This window comes from Alteromonas sp. MmMcT2-5 (genome assembly GCF_022348315.1).
In the GTDB taxonomy this organism is placed as follows: Bacteria; Pseudomonadota; Gammaproteobacteria; order Enterobacterales; family Alteromonadaceae; genus Alteromonas; species Alteromonas macleodii.
This window is the reverse complement of sequence record NZ_JAKRFB010000040.1, coordinates 24,248-39,959: the sequence shown is the minus strand read 5'-3', so window position 1 is coordinate 39,959 and position 15,712 is coordinate 24,248. Positions and strand designations below refer to the sequence as shown.

15 protein-coding genes and 1 pseudogene are annotated in these 15,712 nt (G+C 45.8%); 11 read left to right on the top strand and 5 right to left on the bottom strand.

Annotated elements, in window-relative coordinates; translation table 11 throughout:
- Window positions 1–820, top strand: a pseudogene (locus MHN09_RS15645) (ISL3-like element ISPst2 family transposase); the annotation flags it as partial.
- Window positions 821–1,063: 243 nt separating this feature from the next.
- Here the strand turns inward: MHN09_RS15645 and fre are convergent.
- Both fre and ubiD read right to left on the bottom strand, forming a co-directional pair.
- On the bottom strand, window positions 1,064–1,759 hold the full coding sequence (gene fre / locus MHN09_RS15640; protein WP_239241375.1) for an NAD(P)H-flavin reductase: 696 nt from the start codon (window positions 1,757–1,759) through the stop codon (window positions 1,064–1,066).
- Window positions 1,760–1,857: 98 nt separating this feature from the next.
- Window positions 1,858–3,324 (bottom strand): 4-hydroxy-3-polyprenylbenzoate decarboxylase, encoded by a 1,467-nt coding sequence (gene ubiD / locus MHN09_RS15635; protein WP_014950926.1) that lies wholly within the window; start codon window positions 3,322–3,324, stop codon window positions 1,858–1,860.
- 294 nt (window positions 3,325–3,618) lie between these two features.
- On the opposite strand from ubiD, the gene MHN09_RS15630 reads away from it, so the two are divergent.
- Together MHN09_RS15630 and MHN09_RS15625 are read left to right on the top strand one after the other, a co-directional pair.
- Window positions 3,619–3,870: a TIGR02647 family protein gene (locus MHN09_RS15630; protein ID WP_014950925.1), complete on the top strand. Its 252-nt coding sequence runs from the start codon at window positions 3,619–3,621 to the stop codon at window positions 3,868–3,870.
- Window positions 3,871–4,048: 178 nt separating this feature from the next.
- Window positions 4,049–4,693 carry a tetratricopeptide repeat protein gene (locus tag MHN09_RS15625; protein ID WP_239241373.1) on the top strand — a complete coding sequence of 215 codons (645 nt, stop codon included), beginning with the start codon at window positions 4,049–4,051 and terminating at the stop codon, window positions 4,691–4,693.
- 137 nt (window positions 4,694–4,830) lie between these two features.
- On the opposite strand, the gene MHN09_RS15620 is transcribed toward MHN09_RS15625, so the two are convergent.
- Window positions 4,831–5,394, bottom strand: coding sequence for a cytochrome b/b6 domain-containing protein (locus MHN09_RS15620; protein ID WP_239241372.1), 564 nt, complete (start codon window positions 5,392–5,394; stop codon window positions 4,831–4,833).
- Between the two features lie 101 nt (window positions 5,395–5,495).
- The gene (locus MHN09_RS15615) at window positions 5,496–5,777 is read right to left on the bottom strand and encodes a PepSY domain-containing protein (RefSeq protein WP_014950922.1); all 282 of its coding nucleotides are present in this window, start codon (window positions 5,775–5,777) and stop codon (window positions 5,496–5,498) included.
- Between the two features lie 319 nt (window positions 5,778–6,096).
- Here MHN09_RS15615 and MHN09_RS15610 point away from each other — a divergent pair, with 319 nt between their 5' ends.
- The 4 genes from MHN09_RS15610 to MHN09_RS15595 all read left to right on the top strand — a co-directional run bounded on the left by MHN09_RS15610 (window position 6,097) and on the right by MHN09_RS15595 (window position 9,218).
- The gene (locus MHN09_RS15610; RefSeq protein WP_239241371.1) at window positions 6,097–6,885 is read left to right on the top strand and encodes a TonB-dependent receptor plug domain-containing protein; all 789 of its coding nucleotides are present in this window, start codon (window positions 6,097–6,099) and stop codon (window positions 6,883–6,885) included.
- A gap of 39 nt (window positions 6,886–6,924) precedes the next feature.
- Window positions 6,925–8,460, top strand: a complete 1,536-nt coding sequence (locus tag MHN09_RS15605) for a TonB-dependent receptor (protein WP_239241370.1) — start codon at window positions 6,925–6,927, stop codon at window positions 8,458–8,460.
- A gap of 232 nt (window positions 8,461–8,692) precedes the next feature.
- Window positions 8,693–8,941 carry a ribbon-helix-helix protein, CopG family gene (locus MHN09_RS15600; protein WP_239241369.1) on the top strand — a complete coding sequence of 83 codons (249 nt, stop codon included), beginning with the start codon at window positions 8,693–8,695 and terminating at the stop codon, window positions 8,939–8,941.
- Complete coding sequence (locus tag MHN09_RS15595; protein ID WP_239241368.1) at window positions 8,922–9,218, top strand: type II toxin-antitoxin system RelE/ParE family toxin; 297 nt, start codon at window positions 8,922–8,924, stop codon at window positions 9,216–9,218. Before MHN09_RS15600 ends, MHN09_RS15595 begins: the two co-directional genes overlap by 20 nt.
- A gap of 125 nt (window positions 9,219–9,343) precedes the next feature.
- On the opposite strand, the gene MHN09_RS15590 is transcribed toward MHN09_RS15595, so the two are convergent.
- Window positions 9,344–11,056 (bottom strand): alkaline phosphatase D family protein, encoded by a 1,713-nt coding sequence (locus tag MHN09_RS15590; protein WP_239241367.1) that lies wholly within the window; start codon window positions 11,054–11,056, stop codon window positions 9,344–9,346.
- A gap of 236 nt (window positions 11,057–11,292) precedes the next feature.
- Between MHN09_RS15590 and MHN09_RS15585 the strand changes: the two genes are divergently transcribed.
- The 4 genes from MHN09_RS15585 (at window position 11,293) to rlmB (ending at window position 15,417) form a co-directional block, all read left to right on the top strand.
- Window positions 11,293–11,580, top strand: a complete 288-nt coding sequence (locus MHN09_RS15585) for a hypothetical protein (RefSeq protein ID WP_239241366.1) — start codon at window positions 11,293–11,295, stop codon at window positions 11,578–11,580.
- Complete coding sequence (locus MHN09_RS15580) at window positions 11,577–11,936, top strand: HigA family addiction module antitoxin (protein ID WP_239241364.1); 360 nt, start codon at window positions 11,577–11,579, stop codon at window positions 11,934–11,936. The genes MHN09_RS15585 and MHN09_RS15580 overlap by 4 nt, the downstream gene beginning before the upstream one ends.
- 322 nt (window positions 11,937–12,258) lie before the next feature.
- The gene (rnr, locus tag MHN09_RS15575; RefSeq protein WP_239241362.1) at window positions 12,259–14,676 is read left to right on the top strand and encodes a ribonuclease R; all 2,418 of its coding nucleotides are present in this window, start codon (window positions 12,259–12,261) and stop codon (window positions 14,674–14,676) included.
- Window positions 14,677–15,417, top strand: a complete 741-nt coding sequence (rlmB, locus tag MHN09_RS15570) for a 23S rRNA (guanosine(2251)-2'-O)-methyltransferase RlmB (protein ID WP_014950916.1) — start codon at window positions 14,677–14,679, stop codon at window positions 15,415–15,417.
- Window positions 15,418–15,712: the final 295 nt, after the last annotated feature.

Genomic DNA, 15,712 nt, shown 5'->3' with positions numbered 1-15,712 from the left:
ATACCTGAACAAGCGCTACCGCTGCATTCTGACCAACATTGAGGAGCGAACCCTGCTCGACCTGCTGGCCACCCGCCGCCAGGACGTGGTGACCAACTACCTGATGAAGCTGAAAGACCGGCAGAAGGTCGAGATCGTCAGCATGGACATGTGGAACCCCTACCGGGCAGCGGTCAAGGCTGTGCTGCCCCAGGCCCGTATCGTGGTCGATAAGTTCCATGTGGTGCGCATGGCCAACGATGCCCTAGAGAGAGTGCGCAAGGGCCTCAGAAAGGAGCTGAAACCGTCCCAGAGTCGGACTCTCAAGGGAGACCGGAAAATCCTGCTGAAACGCGCTCACGAAGTCTCAGACCGGGAGCGCCTCATCATGGAGACCTGGACAGGCGCGTTCCCGCAACTGCTGGCCGCCTACGAGCACAAGGAGCGCTTCTACGGCATCTGGGACGCCACCACACGGCTCCAGGCAGAAGCCGCCCTGGACGAGTGGATAGCCACCATCCCGAAGGGCCAAAAGGAAGTCTGGAGCGATCTGGTCAGGGCAGTGGGAAACTGGCGCGAAGAGACCATGACCTACTTCGAGACGGACATGCCCGTCACCAACGCTTACACGGAGTCCATCAACCGACTGGCCAAGGACAAGAACCGTGAAGGGCGCGGTTACTCCTTCGAGGTGATGCGGGCACGAATGCTCTACACCACGAAGCACAAGAAGAAGGCACCGACTGCGAAGGTCTCTCCTTTCTACAAGAAAACCATCGGTTACGGACTGCCGGACTTCGCAGAGGAACTCAACTACGGAGTCGATCTATCAACCATCTGAGGGTGGTATCAGATTGATGGGGTGAAGGTGCCCCATCAACCATTAAATCCGTATACCCTTTTTATTTTTTCACCATAACGAATACGTGGCAAAGCTACAATTGGAGTAAACGTGTTTAATGGTTGGTCATCGCAAGGCATCGCGATTGAAAAAAGGAGTAAGACGCTGGGAATGAAAAATGACTTTAAAAAAACAAAAAAGCCGGCATTCGCCGGCTTTCAGAATATGGGTTTACGCTAGCGCTTAAATAAACGCAAACGCGTCGCCAAACAGGTTCTCAACTTTTAAGCCGCGTTGTGTAAAATCATCGCGTACAACTTTGGCCATTTCAAAACGACCTGCAACGTAAACCTGAATATTGGCAAAGTCAGCGTGGTCTGCCATTACCGCATGGTGTACCCAGCCCGTTCTGCCTTTCCATTCGTCGCATGCAAACTCTACAACCGGCACAAAAGTGAAGTGATCGTTAGCTTCAGCGAGCTCAGTAAGCTTGTCAGCTAAATACAAATCAGCCGCGCGTTTTCCACCCCAATAAAGGGTAAGTGGTGTCTTATCACCGCTGTTAAGATGCTCTTGCAGAATAGAGTAGGTATATGAGAAGCCAGTACCACCAGCAATAAGCACCATAGGCAGGCCATTACTTTGCAAAAAGGCATTGCCATTACCTACGTTTACGGTAATTTCGCCATCCGCACGCATGCGCTCTAGCACTTCACCAGCGTAGCTGTTGCCAGGCTCTGCGCCAATGTGTAATTCAATGCGGCTATTATCAAATGCGGCATTGGCAATAGAAAATGGACGCATATCTTTTTCGCCCATTACCACCATGGCGTACTGACCCGCTTTAAACTCAACAGGGCTTTCTGGCGTTAATTCGACTTTTTGAACCACTTCGGTTAAAGGCGTGATGCTTGCAACCTTACACTTAATTTCTGACATGTATTCTCTTCTAACCTTCTTGCTTAGCGTGTCGCCTTTTCATGCGCTTAAGAAAAGCGCATGCTTCAATACAAAATAAATAGCGCTAAAAATAGTCGCTACATAATACCAAGACTGTCCCAAATATCATCAACGCGTTTTTTAACGTCTTCGTCCATCACAATAGGTACGCCCCATTCTCGGTCGGTCTCACCCGGCATTTTATTGGTGGCGTCCATTCCCATTTTAGAACCTAGCCCTGAAACGGGGGACGCAAAATCCAAGTAGTCGATAGGCGTATTTTCTATCATTACCGTGTCGCGGGCTGGGTCCATACGGGTGGTGATGGCCCAAATAACATCGTTCCAGTCACGCGCGTTAACGTCGTCATCGCACACTATCACAAATTTGGTGTACATGAACTGGCGCAAGAACGACCACACACCCATCATCACCCGTTTCGCATGCCCAGGATACTGTTTCTTCATCGTCACTACTGCCATACGATAAGAGCATCCTTCAGGCGGTAAGTAGAAGTCGACAATTTCAGGGAACTGCTTTTGCAAAATAGGCACAAACACTTCGTTTAGCGCAACACCTAAAATAGCTGGCTCATCGGGTGGACGCCCAGTATAGGTTGAATGATAGATAGGATCTTTACGATGGGTAATATGCGTTACCGTAAACACTGGGAAGTCATCGACTTCATTGTAATACCCGGTGTGATCGCCGTATGGACCTTCAGGCGCAGTTTCATCTTGTGCAATATAACCTTCAAGCACAATCTCGGCACTGGCAGGTACTTGTAAGTCATTACTAATAGACTTAACTACTTCAGTTTTGTCACCACGCAGTAGGCCCGCAAAAGCATATTCAGAAAGGGTATCTGGAACAGGAGTAACCGCACCTAATATAGTAGCGGGGTCTGCGCCCAATGCCACAGATACCGGGTAGGGTTCGCCTGGGTGTGTTTGACACCACTCACGAAAATCAAGGGCGCCACCACGGTGTGATAACCAGCGCATTATAAGTTTGTTTTTGCCGATAACCTGCTGACGGTAAATGCCCAGATTCTGACGCTTCTTATGCGGCCCTTTGGTAACACTCAAACCCCATGTTACCAAAGGTGCAGCGTCACCCGGCCAGCAGCGCTGTACCGGAATTTTTGATAAATCTACGTCGTCACCGGTAAGCACCACTTCCTGACACGGGGCTTTCTTAAGTACTTTGGCAGGCATATTAAGCACCTGCTTAAATACTGGCAGCTTCTCCCAGAGATCTTTCAGCCCTTTAGGCGGCTCTGGCTCTTTCAAATAAGCCAGTAGCTTGCCTACTTCACGCAGTGCTTCAACAGACTCTTGACCCATGCCCATAGCTACGCGCTCTGGTGTACCAAACAAATTTGCCAATACGGGCATGTCGTGATTTTTAGGGTTCTCAAATAACAGTGCAGGGCCGCCGGCACGCAACGTCCTGTCGGCAATTTCTGTCATTTCAAGGTCGGTATCAATGGGCTGGGTAATGCGTACCAATTCACCTTTAGCTTCTAGCTGGCGAATAAAGTCGCGTAAATCTTTGTACTTCATCAGTGCAGGTGCATCCACAAACTCAATTTATGGCAAGAATATACTATTTAGCGGCAAAGTCCGATCAGTAAGCGCAGTGTTTACACGATTAAACGTTTTACAGATAAATTACGCTTTACAGAGGTGCCATTTGGGTGTGATATAAGAAAGCGTTAAAAATATTAACAAATCTAGGGCTAATAGTGCTTTGGTGTGTGCGTTTCGGTATAGATTTTTACCATAGCGCTTTGCTGAGGTGTTTTACAGTGGCCAGCGTGCTAAATCCCTACTAACCCTTTTGCCTAAGGTGGTTACATGAGTTCATTCGATCAGGACATGTTAGACGAATTAAATTTGTTACTGAAGTTTCCAACAGACAGCCTACTTCAAGGTTTAAAAATTCATCACGATGCCAGCCAAAGCATGGTGAACGCAGCATCCAGGCTATACTCTAAAGGCCTAATCACCCAGCCAGACGGTGGTTACCTAACTGATTTAGGTATTGACCTAGCCGATCACGCCCGCCATATCCAATCGGCCATGTGCCCACGAAAAAGTAGCCACTAAAAGCAAGATGCTGGCGTACGGTTAAATGCAGGTGGTCAGCATAAAGTTGAAAGCAGATATTAGCTGGCCGCAGACGCTCATGTGTCCATTCGTAAATAAAAGCATGTCTTGGTTAAGATAATCTATAATTAGTCGATACCTTAACTAAGACATTGTAATCAACACATACTCTTTTGCTATGAAACGTATTCTACACACAGCCTTATTTATCTGCGCGACTGTCACGGGCTTTTCCGCTCATTCTCTTGAAGGGGAAACGATTGAAGAGCTTCGCGCAGTTCAGCTTTACAGCCAAGATGCCTTAATCGATATGATTAATGCTAATACGCATTTAAACAAAGTCGTGGCTGATCGATGCCAATTAGTGCAAGACATTGAAGCGCGTGCAAACGTCTTGAAAGTACCGGCCTACCAGTTTTTATGGGGAGATATGCTGGCGTGGGGCGTGTGCGTAGACGCTGAACCTGCCCGTGGTATTGGCTACATGGAAGATGCCGCGAATCAAGGTTTGCCAGCAGCACTAGAGCAATTGGGGCGTTACTATGCAAAGGGCACGCTTGTGCAGCAGGATAAATCTCGCGCCGTAGTGTATTTGCGTGAAGCCGCTGCGCTTAAAAACCTAAAAGCGCAAATTCACTTGGTTGAGTTGTTTTTGGACGGTTATGGCAGTCCTTACGATTATGAAGACGCATACCACTGGCTTTATAACTCGGTTACCAACGATAAAAAGCAGCATCAGCAAATTGCGTCTTACCTCGCTCGCTTAGAAAAATTAATGCACCCGAAAGCCGTGCGAGAGGCAAAGCGGCCGTTGGATAGTTAAAAGCCACAAGCGGCGAGGTGATATCGAACACCTGCAGACAACTAAAATCTTAAGGGCAGAAAGGCTGGCAAACACAACAAGCCAGCTTCGGCAAAAGTGTATTTATGTCCGTAGCACATCTATGTCTTTACGTAGGCTTAACGCTTACGCCAGCCAGTAAGCATAGGGCGAACTAACTGAATATTACCCATACGTTGTACAGCAAATACGGAAGCAATATGCACCAACACACAGCCGTACAATACATCAGCCATAATACTGTGTATCCATTCCAGCGTGCTATTCCCAAACAGTGCGTCTATTTCTTCCATCATAAAACCGGTAATACCTAACCCAAGCAAAAGGGCAATAACTGCCATCACCATAAGCCAGCCAAAAGGATTGTGGCCATGAGTACGTGGGATTTGTTTATGCTTTAAGTGCTGAAGATGTTCTCTAAAGGCCTGCTTGCTTAGCGAAATAGTGGAGAAGCAAGCGTAATCTGTGGAGCCCTTCTTGTTGGGATTAGCTGAACGTAAGCCCCAAGCAACGCGTATAGATATAAGCGCTACGCCCACATAGCCCGCGATTTCATGAAAAAGCCGGCCTGGCTCTACAATAAAGTAGTTGGTGATAAAACTTGCAACAATGCCCCAGTGGCATACGCGCACTACCCAATCCCAAACATAAATATCTGAACCCGTGTCTTTAGCTTTGTGCATTACGTGACTTTCTCAGGGTAAAACAAAAACGCTGCAATAGTTTGCAGCGTTTTTATCAAGTTTTAAAGCAAGCGTTCGATGAACCGTTTGCTAAACAGAATTTAGTGCATTTCTTTTTTAACAATGCTGCCATCAACAGGGTTAAAGTAAATCTCTACTTTGTTCTCTTCTTTATCGAAGCCGTAGATTTCGTAGCAGTTACCGCCTGTCACTTTAAATTCGTTGATTTTGTAGCCTTGCGCTAACAGCTGAGCCTGAAACGCATCTTGGTTTTGCCATTCAGCTTCCGGCGCAGTAGTACACTGAGTGGTGCCGTGCTCTGCACTACATGCGCTTAATAAGGTCGCGGCGCCAATAGCAGTAGCCATCATTAGTTTTTTCATTGCAGTCTCCGTTTCGCTTTTTATTTAAAAGTTATTTCTATCCTACTTAAATATTGTACTGACATTGTTCTTTTGTGCATAGAGGTTGCACAGCTTTGTTGTACAGAATTGAGTTCTGTTTGGTTTCATAAACGGGGCACAGAATACTTGTCACAAAATTGCCTCCGACATGTCACGGATAGTTCATCGAACCGTCTCAAAAGCATTCTACATTTTTGGGCTTTGATATTTCTAAACACTAGGCAATGTCGCCAATCTGTCGGCGAAATGTTTAAAAAATACATAAAACACCCAATAAGCACACAAAAGGAATGATTTGATGCGTCCTCTGTACCCACGAACGGTTTATCCACGCTCTCTGCTTGCCACAACAATTGCATTTGCGCTATCAAGCGCCGCAATTGCACAAGAACTAGCGCCCGACACAGAAAACGAACATAACTATATAGAAGAGATTACGGTAACCGCACAAATGCGTGAGCAGTCCGTTATGGATGTGCCTGTTACTATGGATGTAATAGGTAGCGAGTTCTTAGAGCGCACCAATATCATGGAACTTGATGAGCTTTCTCGAATTTTACCTAACGTTCAAATTCAAGAGCAGGCTGTAAGCTTACCGTCCTTTAATATTCGAGGCGTGACTGACGACGTATCTTCGGTGTCGGCAACGCCTCGCATCTCTGTATATCAAGATGGCTTTGATATCAGTAAAAAGACGGTAGCCAGCGTCGCGCTTTTTGATATTGCGCGCGTAGAGGTTTTAAAAGGCCCCCAGCCAACCTTGTTTGGTGTGGCGGCAGCCAATGGTGCGGTAAGTATTCATTCTAATCTTCCCACCTTCGAACAAGAAGGCAAGGTACAGGTTGGTTATAACTCAGAGCAAGGGCAAGAACTTGAATTCATGTATAACCAGCCTATTAACGACAACCACAGTTTTCGTATAGCAGGTCTTTATCGCGAAATGGACGGCATTGTAGAAAACAATGCCTGTAGCGCTGACTCCTATTACGGTAATGCAAATATGTACAACCATCTTGGTGAAGAAGTGCCGTGCAACAGCGAAGATCTTCAGGGTGTTTCAGTACAAGCACTACGTGCAACATGGTGAGCGAATTACGATCAGCTTGAAATCATTGCGCGCGCAGCCATGGAGTATAACGACCAGCCGGGCATTGCCTTCAAATCAGGCTCTATCGCCCCCAATGGCGGAGATACTAGCCCTTTTACTGATGCCGAATTTAGTTTAGGCAGTGAACTAGGCATTGAACGAATGCTTCAAGCTTATGACTTAACCGTAAACTACGATTTCAACCAAATGCTCAGTCTGCATGCCGACGCATACTATAAAGATGTAGAAGTAAGCGAAGGTTTCGATGCTGATGGATCAGCACTTAGAATTCAAGATGCTTACTTTGATAACGATGCTACGCTTAAAGGTGCGTCAATGCGTTTAGTGTATGACTCGGGTGATAAATTGGCCGCGTTTGTAGGTGCGTCTATTACTCAAGACGACTCTATTTTGCCCTATTATGTAATGGTCGACCCATTTGTACGTGGTACCTTTGATGCGGTTAAAGCACAGCTTGAGGCCACCTCAAATATTCCGCTAAATCAGAATATCGCTACTGACGCATCGTTAGAAGAAATAGAAGCACTGCGTGCGATGTTAGTGTCGCAACTGTTTAATGAAGATGGCTCTCCTATTTCTAACCCTGCACTGCCGCCTATTATGATACAAGGGCCGTTTATATTTGAAGCTGAACTTGATATAGCGTCTTATGTTGCTGAGGTGTCGTATTTTGTTACCGACGACATCAACATTACTGCTGGCGTGCGCTATATCGACGAAACACGTTATACCCGTAATACTTATACTACTGCAGATGGTGCATTTACGTTCGATGCCGAGCGCGATTTTGACGATACCCTGCCGCGCTTTGCCGTAAGCTATGATGTTAATAACAACTGGAACGTATACGCGAACTACGCTAGGGGACGACGTTCACCAGTTGTGGATGCTAATGCAGGTGGCGTTAATGTGACTAAACCTGAAATAGTAGACAGTTACGATTTAGGTATTAAATACCAAAGCGCGAACTTCCTGTTCTCAGGTGCTATTTTCACCTACGAATACAGCGATTATCAGCAAAGCTTTACCGACGCAGAAACCTTACAGTCTATTACTGTAACGGTAGGCGACTCGACCATGTCGGGTATTGAAGGCATGGCGACCTATAACTACAGCGAGACGCTGACGCTAACAGCAAGCCTTGGTTTCCTTGACGCTGAATTTGCAGACAATACTGCTGATGGATCTGAGTTCCAATACGGTGGCAATAAGTTCCGCTTAGCGCCAGAAGTTAGCGGCGCGATAAACATCAACAAAGTATTCAATATGGACAGTTTTGACATTGATGTTAACTGGCTTACCAGCTTCCAGTCAGAAGTGTTTTTTGAAAGCAGCAATTACCCTGGTCTTTCTCAAGATACTTACTCACTGACTGATGTATCGGTGAAGCTGCTTCAAGACAACAGCAAGTTTGCCTATGAGTTTTACGTGAACAACCTGTTTGATAAAGAATTCTTGATTGATGCTGGTAATACGGGCGGTGGATTAGGTATTCCTACCTTCGTACGCGGGATGCCACGCATTGCTGGTGTGCGTGTTTATTATGAGTTTTAGAAGTAAAGAATAAGAGAGTACCTATTCCCGTCAATATGCCCCTATCTTGATGGGAATAGGACGTAACTTAAATTGTATGGGTCACAAGAAGGAGTATCAGAGACTCTGATTTTATTCGGTGCGATTTAACTATAACGTCTTGCACTCTGTCTTTGGTGATGAAAAGCAAAAGAAGACATTTAATGCTAGTGCAGCTACAATAAAGATTCTCAAAGAACCTCGGAGAATCTACATGCCTTTAAAAGCTACCTCAGTAAGATTAGATGACGAAACACTTGCACGTGTAGGCGAAATGGCTAAGGCGATGGATAGACCTAAGGCGTGGCTGATGGCCGAAGCCATCAAGCAGTATGTTGCTCGCGAAGAGTGGTTTATCCAAGAGGTGGAAAAAGGAGTGAAAGCCGCTGATGAGGGACGTTTGACCGACCATACTGATGTCAAAACTAAATGGGAGGCTAAGCGTGCAGCTCAAATGGACTGACCTTGCAGGTACCGATTTAGAGAAAATTGAAGCTCATATTGCTCAAGAAAATAGCCCCTCTGTAGCTATCGACGTTATAATGAACATTATTGATAGTTCGCACCTAGTCTTATCAGAACATCCTAGAGCAGGCCGTCATGGCCGATTGAAGAATACGCGTGAACTTGTAATTAATGGCCTGCCGTTTATCGTTATATATCGAGAAAACATCACTACAAATTGCATCGAAATACTACGTGTTCTTCATGATGCTCAGCAATGGCCCAACGCAGATTAAAAACAAACTATTTGTGGAAAGCACTAAGCTCGTTGTGAGACTTGTAAGGTAGCGTTTGTAGCCTTTAACTTTATAAATAACGTGCATAGGCTAGAGCCTATACACACTTATAAATTTGTAGAACGCTATGCCTTAATCTCATAGCTATGCGTGTTAACTACTTTTCCAGCTTTGGTTAAAATTGCATCCACATAGTGCCACGTTGCTTTTGCGCTATCTTGGCTAACGGTTAAAGTCATGAACCCGCGCTGGTGAAGATTACAGTACTGCAAGTCTTCTATAAGAAGCGGTAGGTCGTCTGCAAGGGTTTTAGCTTTTTCATCCCCCATGCTCAGGTAATGTTCCATACCGGGTGACGTCACGCCTGGTGTGGCAAGCTCAACCCCTACCTCTGTACCATCTTTAAGGGTTAATTTATTGTGCCAAGCGTTATGTGTATCACCTGCAAGGGCAATAACTGGCTTGCCGATGGACTTAAGCTGCATCAGCACCTGTTCCCGCTCAACAGGGTAGCCATCCCATGCGTCTAAGTTGTAAGGCATTACGGTATTGATAAGCGCAAACTCTTGCTCACTAAGTGCACCACCTTGCTTTTGTTTGCGTTTGATATTCGCGAGCCTATGTACATGATCAGGTATTGCTTTGCGTTCAACGCCATTAAAAATAGATACAGGGAAAAGCATGCGGCCTATTAATAGCTGTTGCCCTAACACCTGCCATTTAGCCTGGCTTTGCTGCATAGACGAATGGAGCCAGTTGCGTTGGGTTTCACCGAGTAAACCGCGGTTCGGGTTGCCGATGTCTTTCATAAAGCGTGCTTGGTCAAACGTTTTAGTTTCAGCATCGCGATAGTTGGCGTATTCAAGCTGTTTGTCGCGGGCAAGAACGCGGGTGTCGAGCATGTATAAGTCAAGAAGTTTACCAAAAGTAAACTGACGATAAATTTCTAAGCGCTCGGTGCCAAAAGGTGGGCGAATGGGTAGCCATTCATAATAAGCTTGAACTGCCGCTGCACGACGGGCATAAAAATCTCCTTCATCCGCTTGGTGATTCTCAGCACCGTCTTTATAGGTGTCGTTAGTAATTTCATGATCATCCCACACAACAATAAAAGGCTTATTTTGATGTAACGACAGCAAGCCTTCATCCGTGCGATACAGCGCATAGCGGTTGCGATAGTCAGTGAGGGTGTAAAGCTCGGTGTCGTTATCAGGCGCATAGGTTCTGCCAATTTCCTTGGCGTGCTCAGTTGCGTAACCTTCGCCATCGTACTCATAAATGTAGTCACCAAGGTGTAATACATAGTCGATGTTGTCGTCTTTCGCTGCTTCCATGTAAGGCGTGAAAAAGCCAGCGGGGTAGTTGGAACAAGAAAATATGCCGAACGTGACGTTAGACACATCGACTTCAGGTAGCGTACGGGTTTCTCCAACAGGGCTTGTATTATTAGCGCTTTTGAAACGGTAAAAGTAACGACGAGCTGGACTAAGACCTGCTACGTCCACTTTTACGGTAAAATCATGGATTGCTTTCGCTTCAACAATACCGCTACTTACCACGTTGGCAAAATCAGCATCGCTTGCCATTTCCCATAAAATATCGGCCTTAGCTACACCTGACTTTGAGCCTGAGCCTGCACCAGAATCTGGCACGGCGCGCGTCCAGATAATAACGGCGTCTTTTAACGGGTCGCCACTGGCCACACCATGAGTAAAGGTAGCGTTAGTTTGAGGTTGGCTATTTGCTGAATTGCTCACTGTGCAGCCCGCTAGCCCTGTAGACACTGCCACGCTCGCACCTGCGAATGACGACAGCTTTATAAACGATCTTCTATCCATATGCCTGCTCTTTATAAGGTTTGTAAGGTAACTAGTGATGTCATTGTTTTGTTGAACGCTCATGCAACAAAAACGAAAACCCATTTTTATACTGAGTGTTTGTGACATACAGATGTCAGGCTGTGATGAAACTAGAACAGGACTTTAGATCGAAGTTGCTGCATTGATAACTGGGTAAAATGTGTACATGTTTTTGAGAAAAAATTACCTCTATGGTAATCTTAATTGGAGTTCCATTGGCAATAATAAGTTTTGTCCACGATAAGCTCCTTACAATGTGGCAGAGTGATGATGATGAATGGCTTCCTGTAGCATATCGTCACAAGGTTTGGGACGCGTTATTTGACTTAGATGCTGCATCACAAGTTTCTGATTTGACAGATATTGGTGCAATAAAAGCTGAAGGAAGCGCTCTTTGGTATGTAACGGTTACAGTTAATAACGTAGAACCGTGTGGAGCGGTAACATGTTTTTTTAATGATGGCGATTGTTTCAGCCTTGATTACAGAGAATACAACCCATGAAACACAGTATGCACATAGGTATTGAATACAATAGTGACCGGGGCAAAGCACTAATCGATACTGGAGAGCGAGTATCAAGGCCTGAACATCTAAAAAGGCCTCATCCTGGTGAAGTATTTAAACGCAGGTGCATGTCAAAGTCATCGCTGAAGCAAAATGAGATTGCACAGTGTTTAAGTATCTCAACAAAACATTTATCAAGGTTTGTTAACGGGCATTCGAATTTAACCATTGAGCTTGCTCGTAAGCTCGAAGCTGTGAGCGGTATTAGTGCCCAAGCATGGATGCATTATCAGGTTGCATACGACCTATATAGAACCGCAAACAGCAAACCCAATTTAAAGTCAATCTACTAGCAAGTATCTCAGTCTACAAAATTGTTGCTATAACTTTCATATGTGCTGACTTAGCTACAGATTTTCTATTCTTCGCTACTGAAAATCTGCTATTCAAAGTGGTAGGCCCCCGCTCGTAGCAAAATAGTTTGCTAAACGATGTAAGCCAATAACGGACAATCTTTTGCCGTAAATACTGTTATACTGTGCAGCAAATAACCACATGAACCAAAAATGGTTTGTGTGTCTAAACAATCATATTTATGTTTTCTACAGGGCTTTGAAGAACTAAGCCACAAACGAAAACACGTTGAACAAAATACGAAAGGTAAATTTAAAATACATGAGTGATGATCCGCATTATCAGCGCGAGAAAGAGAAGTACGAAAATCCGGTAGCCAGCCGCGAATATTTAATGAGTTTATTAAAAGAGCACGACAAGCCGTTGTCGTTTCTTGATATCTGTAACTTGGTGAACGCCTTCGACGAAGAAGCGCGAATTGGAATTCAGCGCCGATTACGTGCCATGGAGCGCGAAGGTCAGGTGCAATTTACCAAGCAGAAAAAATACATTCTCCAAAACCGTGATGAACTCATTAAAGGCAGAATCATTGGTCACCGTGATGGCTACGGCTTTTTGCGTCCTGAAGATAAAAGCGGTGATTTATTTATCAGTGCTGGGCAAATGAACTTGTTCCTTCACGACGATGTGGTAGAAGCACGCATTAGTGGTACCGATCGCCGTGGAAGAAAAGAAGCGTTTGTTACGCAAGTCATTGAGCCACGCAGCGAGCCAATTGTTGGCCGCTACTTTGTTGAACAAGGTTTTGGCATGGTTGTGCCAGATGACAGCCGGTTGCAGCACGAAATTGTCATTCCACCAGAGAGCACACACGGTGCTCGAATGGGGCAGGTGGTTGTGGTAGAGCTTACCCAGCGTCCACGCCGTAAAATGAGTCCGGTGGGCAAAATTGTTGAAGTACTTGGTGAACATATGGCGCCAGGTATGGAAATAGAAATGGCACTTCGCACGTTTGATATTCCGCACCAGTGGCCAAATGGCGTAACTAAGCAAGTGGAAAAGCTTACCGATCAGGTGCCCGATGAAGCCAAAGAAGGTCGCATCGATTTACGCCAGCTTCCGCTGGTCACCATCGATGGTGAAGACGCCCGCGACTTCGATGACGCAGTATATTGTGAACCGCTAGACGATGGCGGCTGGCAGCTGTGGGTAGCCATTGCCGATGTAAGTCATTATGTAAGAACAGGCTCAGCCCTTGATGATGAAGCGCAGCAGCGCGGTAACTCGGTTTACTTCCCTGACCAAGTAATTCCTATGCTACCGGAAGTGCTGTCAAACGGCTTGTGTTCATTAAACCCTGAAGTCGACCGCCTATGTATGGTGTGTGAAATGACCATCAGTGCAAATGGCAAACTAGAAGAATTCCAGTTTTACGAAGCGGTCATGAACTCACACGCCCGTTTAACCTACACTAAAGTGTGGAATATTCTTCAGGGCGACAAAGAACTTCATCAGCGTTACGAGCCTCATGTACCTCATTTGCGCAATCTTCACGACTTGTACCGCGCGCTCAAAAAAGCTCGTGCTAAGCGTGCAGCGATTGAATTTGAAACCCAAGAAGTGAAGTTTGTATTCAACGCCCAGCGCAAGATTGAAAATATTGTGCCGCTGGTGCGTAACGATGCGCATAAGCTTATTGAAGAGTGCATGATCATGGCAAACGTAAGTGCGGCTCTTATGCTTGAAAAGCATGAGGCGCCAGCGCTATACCGTGTGCACGACAAACCAGACGCCGACAGGCTTACCGCATTTACCAGTTACTTAAGTGAAATCGGTATTCCTCATCGCATAGTTGAAGATGCCGAGCCTGCCGCATTCACCGATGTGGTGCTTAAAACCCGCGGTCGAGTGGACGAAGAACTAATTCAAACCATGCTGCTGCGCTCAATGAAGCAAGCGGTTTACGACGGTGACAACGTAGGTCACTTTGGGTTGGCGCTAGAAGCTTACGCGCACTTCACGTCACCTATCCGTCGCTACCCAGACTTGGTCGTGCACCGTGCGCTAAAAGGCATTATTGCTAAACAACAGGGCAAAAAAGCAGTCAGTGGCGCGAAAAACTACACCGTTGAAGAAATTGAACAGTTAGGCGAGCAGTGTTCAATGACAGAGCGCCGCGCCGATGATGCCACCCGTGATGTGGCTGACTGGCTTAAGTGCGAGTTTATGCTCGACCACGTCGGCGACACCTTTGAAGGTGTAGTCAGCTCGGTCACTAACTTTGGTTTATTTATACGTCTTACCGAATATCACATCGACGGCCTAGTACACATTACATCGCTAGATGATGACTATTATCACTATGACGATGTAAAACAAGCGCTGGTTGGTGAGTCGGGCCATCGCCAGTTCAGATTGGGTGATACGGTTGAAGTAACCGTAGCAGCGGTCAACCTTGATGAAAGAAAGATTGATTTATTACTCGATAAGTCTATGCTGCGCGGCACTAAGGGTAAGAAGGTAAAAGTGAGGTCTGCGAAAAAGGCTTCAGATAAACCTACTCGTTTTGATAACAAATCACGCTCTGATAAAGGCTCGCGTTCTGATAAAAAAGGGAACAAAGGCAAAGGCGGCTCAAGCTCGTCTAGTCGTAGCGGTGGAAAATCGTCAAGTCGCGGCAGCGCCAAAAGCGGTAGTAGCGGCAAAACACTGTCATTGAATAAAAGAGGTAAGCGTTAAATGGCGCAGCAAGAATGGTTATACGGTTTACATGCCATGCAGTCGGTACTTGAAAAAGAGCCCGAGCGTGTGATGGAAGTGTTGGTGTTGAAAGGTCGCAATGACGAGCGCCTAACCAACATTGTTAACCAAGCCCGTCGTTTCGGTATTTCCGTTCAGTTTTGTCAGCGCAAAGCGCTAGATGACAAAGTAAGCGGTGAGCAACACCAAGGCGTGGTAGCGAGAGCAAAACCAGCCCGCGTGCTAGATGAAGCTGACTTAGACAAAATTTTAGAAAGCGAAGCGCAGCCTTTAATTTTGGTACTAGACGGTGTTACCGACCCGCATAATTTAGGTGCGTGCCTGCGTACTGCAGATGGAGCAGGGGTGCACGCGGTAGTAGTACCGAAAGATAAATCAGCAAGCTTAAACGGCACAGTAAGAAAGGTGGCCTGTGGTGCAGCTGAAGTGGTTCCACTTATTCAAATCACGAATCTGGCCAGAACCTTGAAGCACCTTCAAGATAAAGGCCTTTGGATTGTTGGCACAGCCGGTGAAACCGATAAGACCCTTTATGATGTAGACCTGAAAGGCCCAACTGCATTAGTAATGGGGGCTGAAGGTAAGGGCATGCGTAGGCTGACCAAAGAAACATGCGATGAGTTGGTGAAGCTCCCTATGGCTGGCAGCGTAACAAGTTTAAACGTGTCGGTAGCAACCGGCGTGTGCTTATACGAGATCGTAAGACAGCGCAGTTTATGAGACTAAGTTGCTAGAATTGAGCCTCTAATGAGTTTTCAATTGGTTTTTAAAAAAGCGTGTACCTTTGGGTACACGCTTTTTTTATATTTAAGTAAAACTTATAAAGAGTTTAATATTTTGTTACATTTGAATTTGTGAAATTAATGTTAATTATAGTTTTTTATTCCTACCATGAATCTGCTCGTAATACACATTTGGCGCGCTCTTCATAAGTTGTGTTGTTTTTTTGTGCATTTTTAAAGGTATTAAAAATGCTCACCAGGGTTAAGGCAACATACTCAACAGCCTGATTCGC

Excerpts from the sequence above, each read along its gene's own strand:
- fre (WP_239241375.1), bottom strand. The coding sequence starts at position 1,759 with ATGTCAGAAATTAAGTGTAAGGTTGCAAGCATCACGCCTTTAACCGAA.
- MHN09_RS15630 (WP_014950925.1), top strand. The coding sequence starts at position 3,619 with ATGAGTTCATTCGATCAGGACATGTTAGACGAATTAAATTTGTTACTG.
- MHN09_RS15600 (WP_239241369.1), top strand. The coding sequence starts at position 8,693 with ATGCCTTTAAAAGCTACCTCAGTAAGATTAGATGACGAAACACTTGCA.
- MHN09_RS15610 (WP_239241371.1), top strand. The coding sequence starts at position 6,097 with ATGCGTCCTCTGTACCCACGAACGGTTTATCCACGCTCTCTGCTTGCC.
- MHN09_RS15580 (WP_239241364.1), top strand. The coding sequence starts at position 11,577 with ATGAAACACAGTATGCACATAGGTATTGAATACAATAGTGACCGGGGC.
- ubiD (WP_014950926.1), bottom strand. The coding sequence starts at position 3,324 with ATGAAGTACAAAGATTTACGCGACTTTATTCGCCAGCTAGAAGCTAAA.
- rlmB (WP_014950916.1), top strand. The coding sequence starts at position 14,677 with ATGGCGCAGCAAGAATGGTTATACGGTTTACATGCCATGCAGTCGGTA.
- MHN09_RS15615 (WP_014950922.1), bottom strand. The coding sequence starts at position 5,777 with ATGAAAAAACTAATGATGGCTACTGCTATTGGCGCCGCGACCTTATTA.
- MHN09_RS15620 (WP_239241372.1), bottom strand. The coding sequence starts at position 5,394 with ATGCACAAAGCTAAAGACACGGGTTCAGATATTTATGTTTGGGATTGG.
- rnr (WP_239241362.1), top strand. The coding sequence starts at position 12,259 with ATGAGTGATGATCCGCATTATCAGCGCGAGAAAGAGAAGTACGAAAAT.
- MHN09_RS15605 (WP_239241370.1), top strand. The coding sequence starts at position 6,925 with ATGGAGTATAACGACCAGCCGGGCATTGCCTTCAAATCAGGCTCTATC.
- MHN09_RS15625 (WP_239241373.1), top strand. The coding sequence starts at position 4,049 with ATGAAACGTATTCTACACACAGCCTTATTTATCTGCGCGACTGTCACG.
- MHN09_RS15590 (WP_239241367.1), bottom strand. The coding sequence starts at position 11,056 with ATGGATAGAAGATCGTTTATAAAGCTGTCGTCATTCGCAGGTGCGAGC.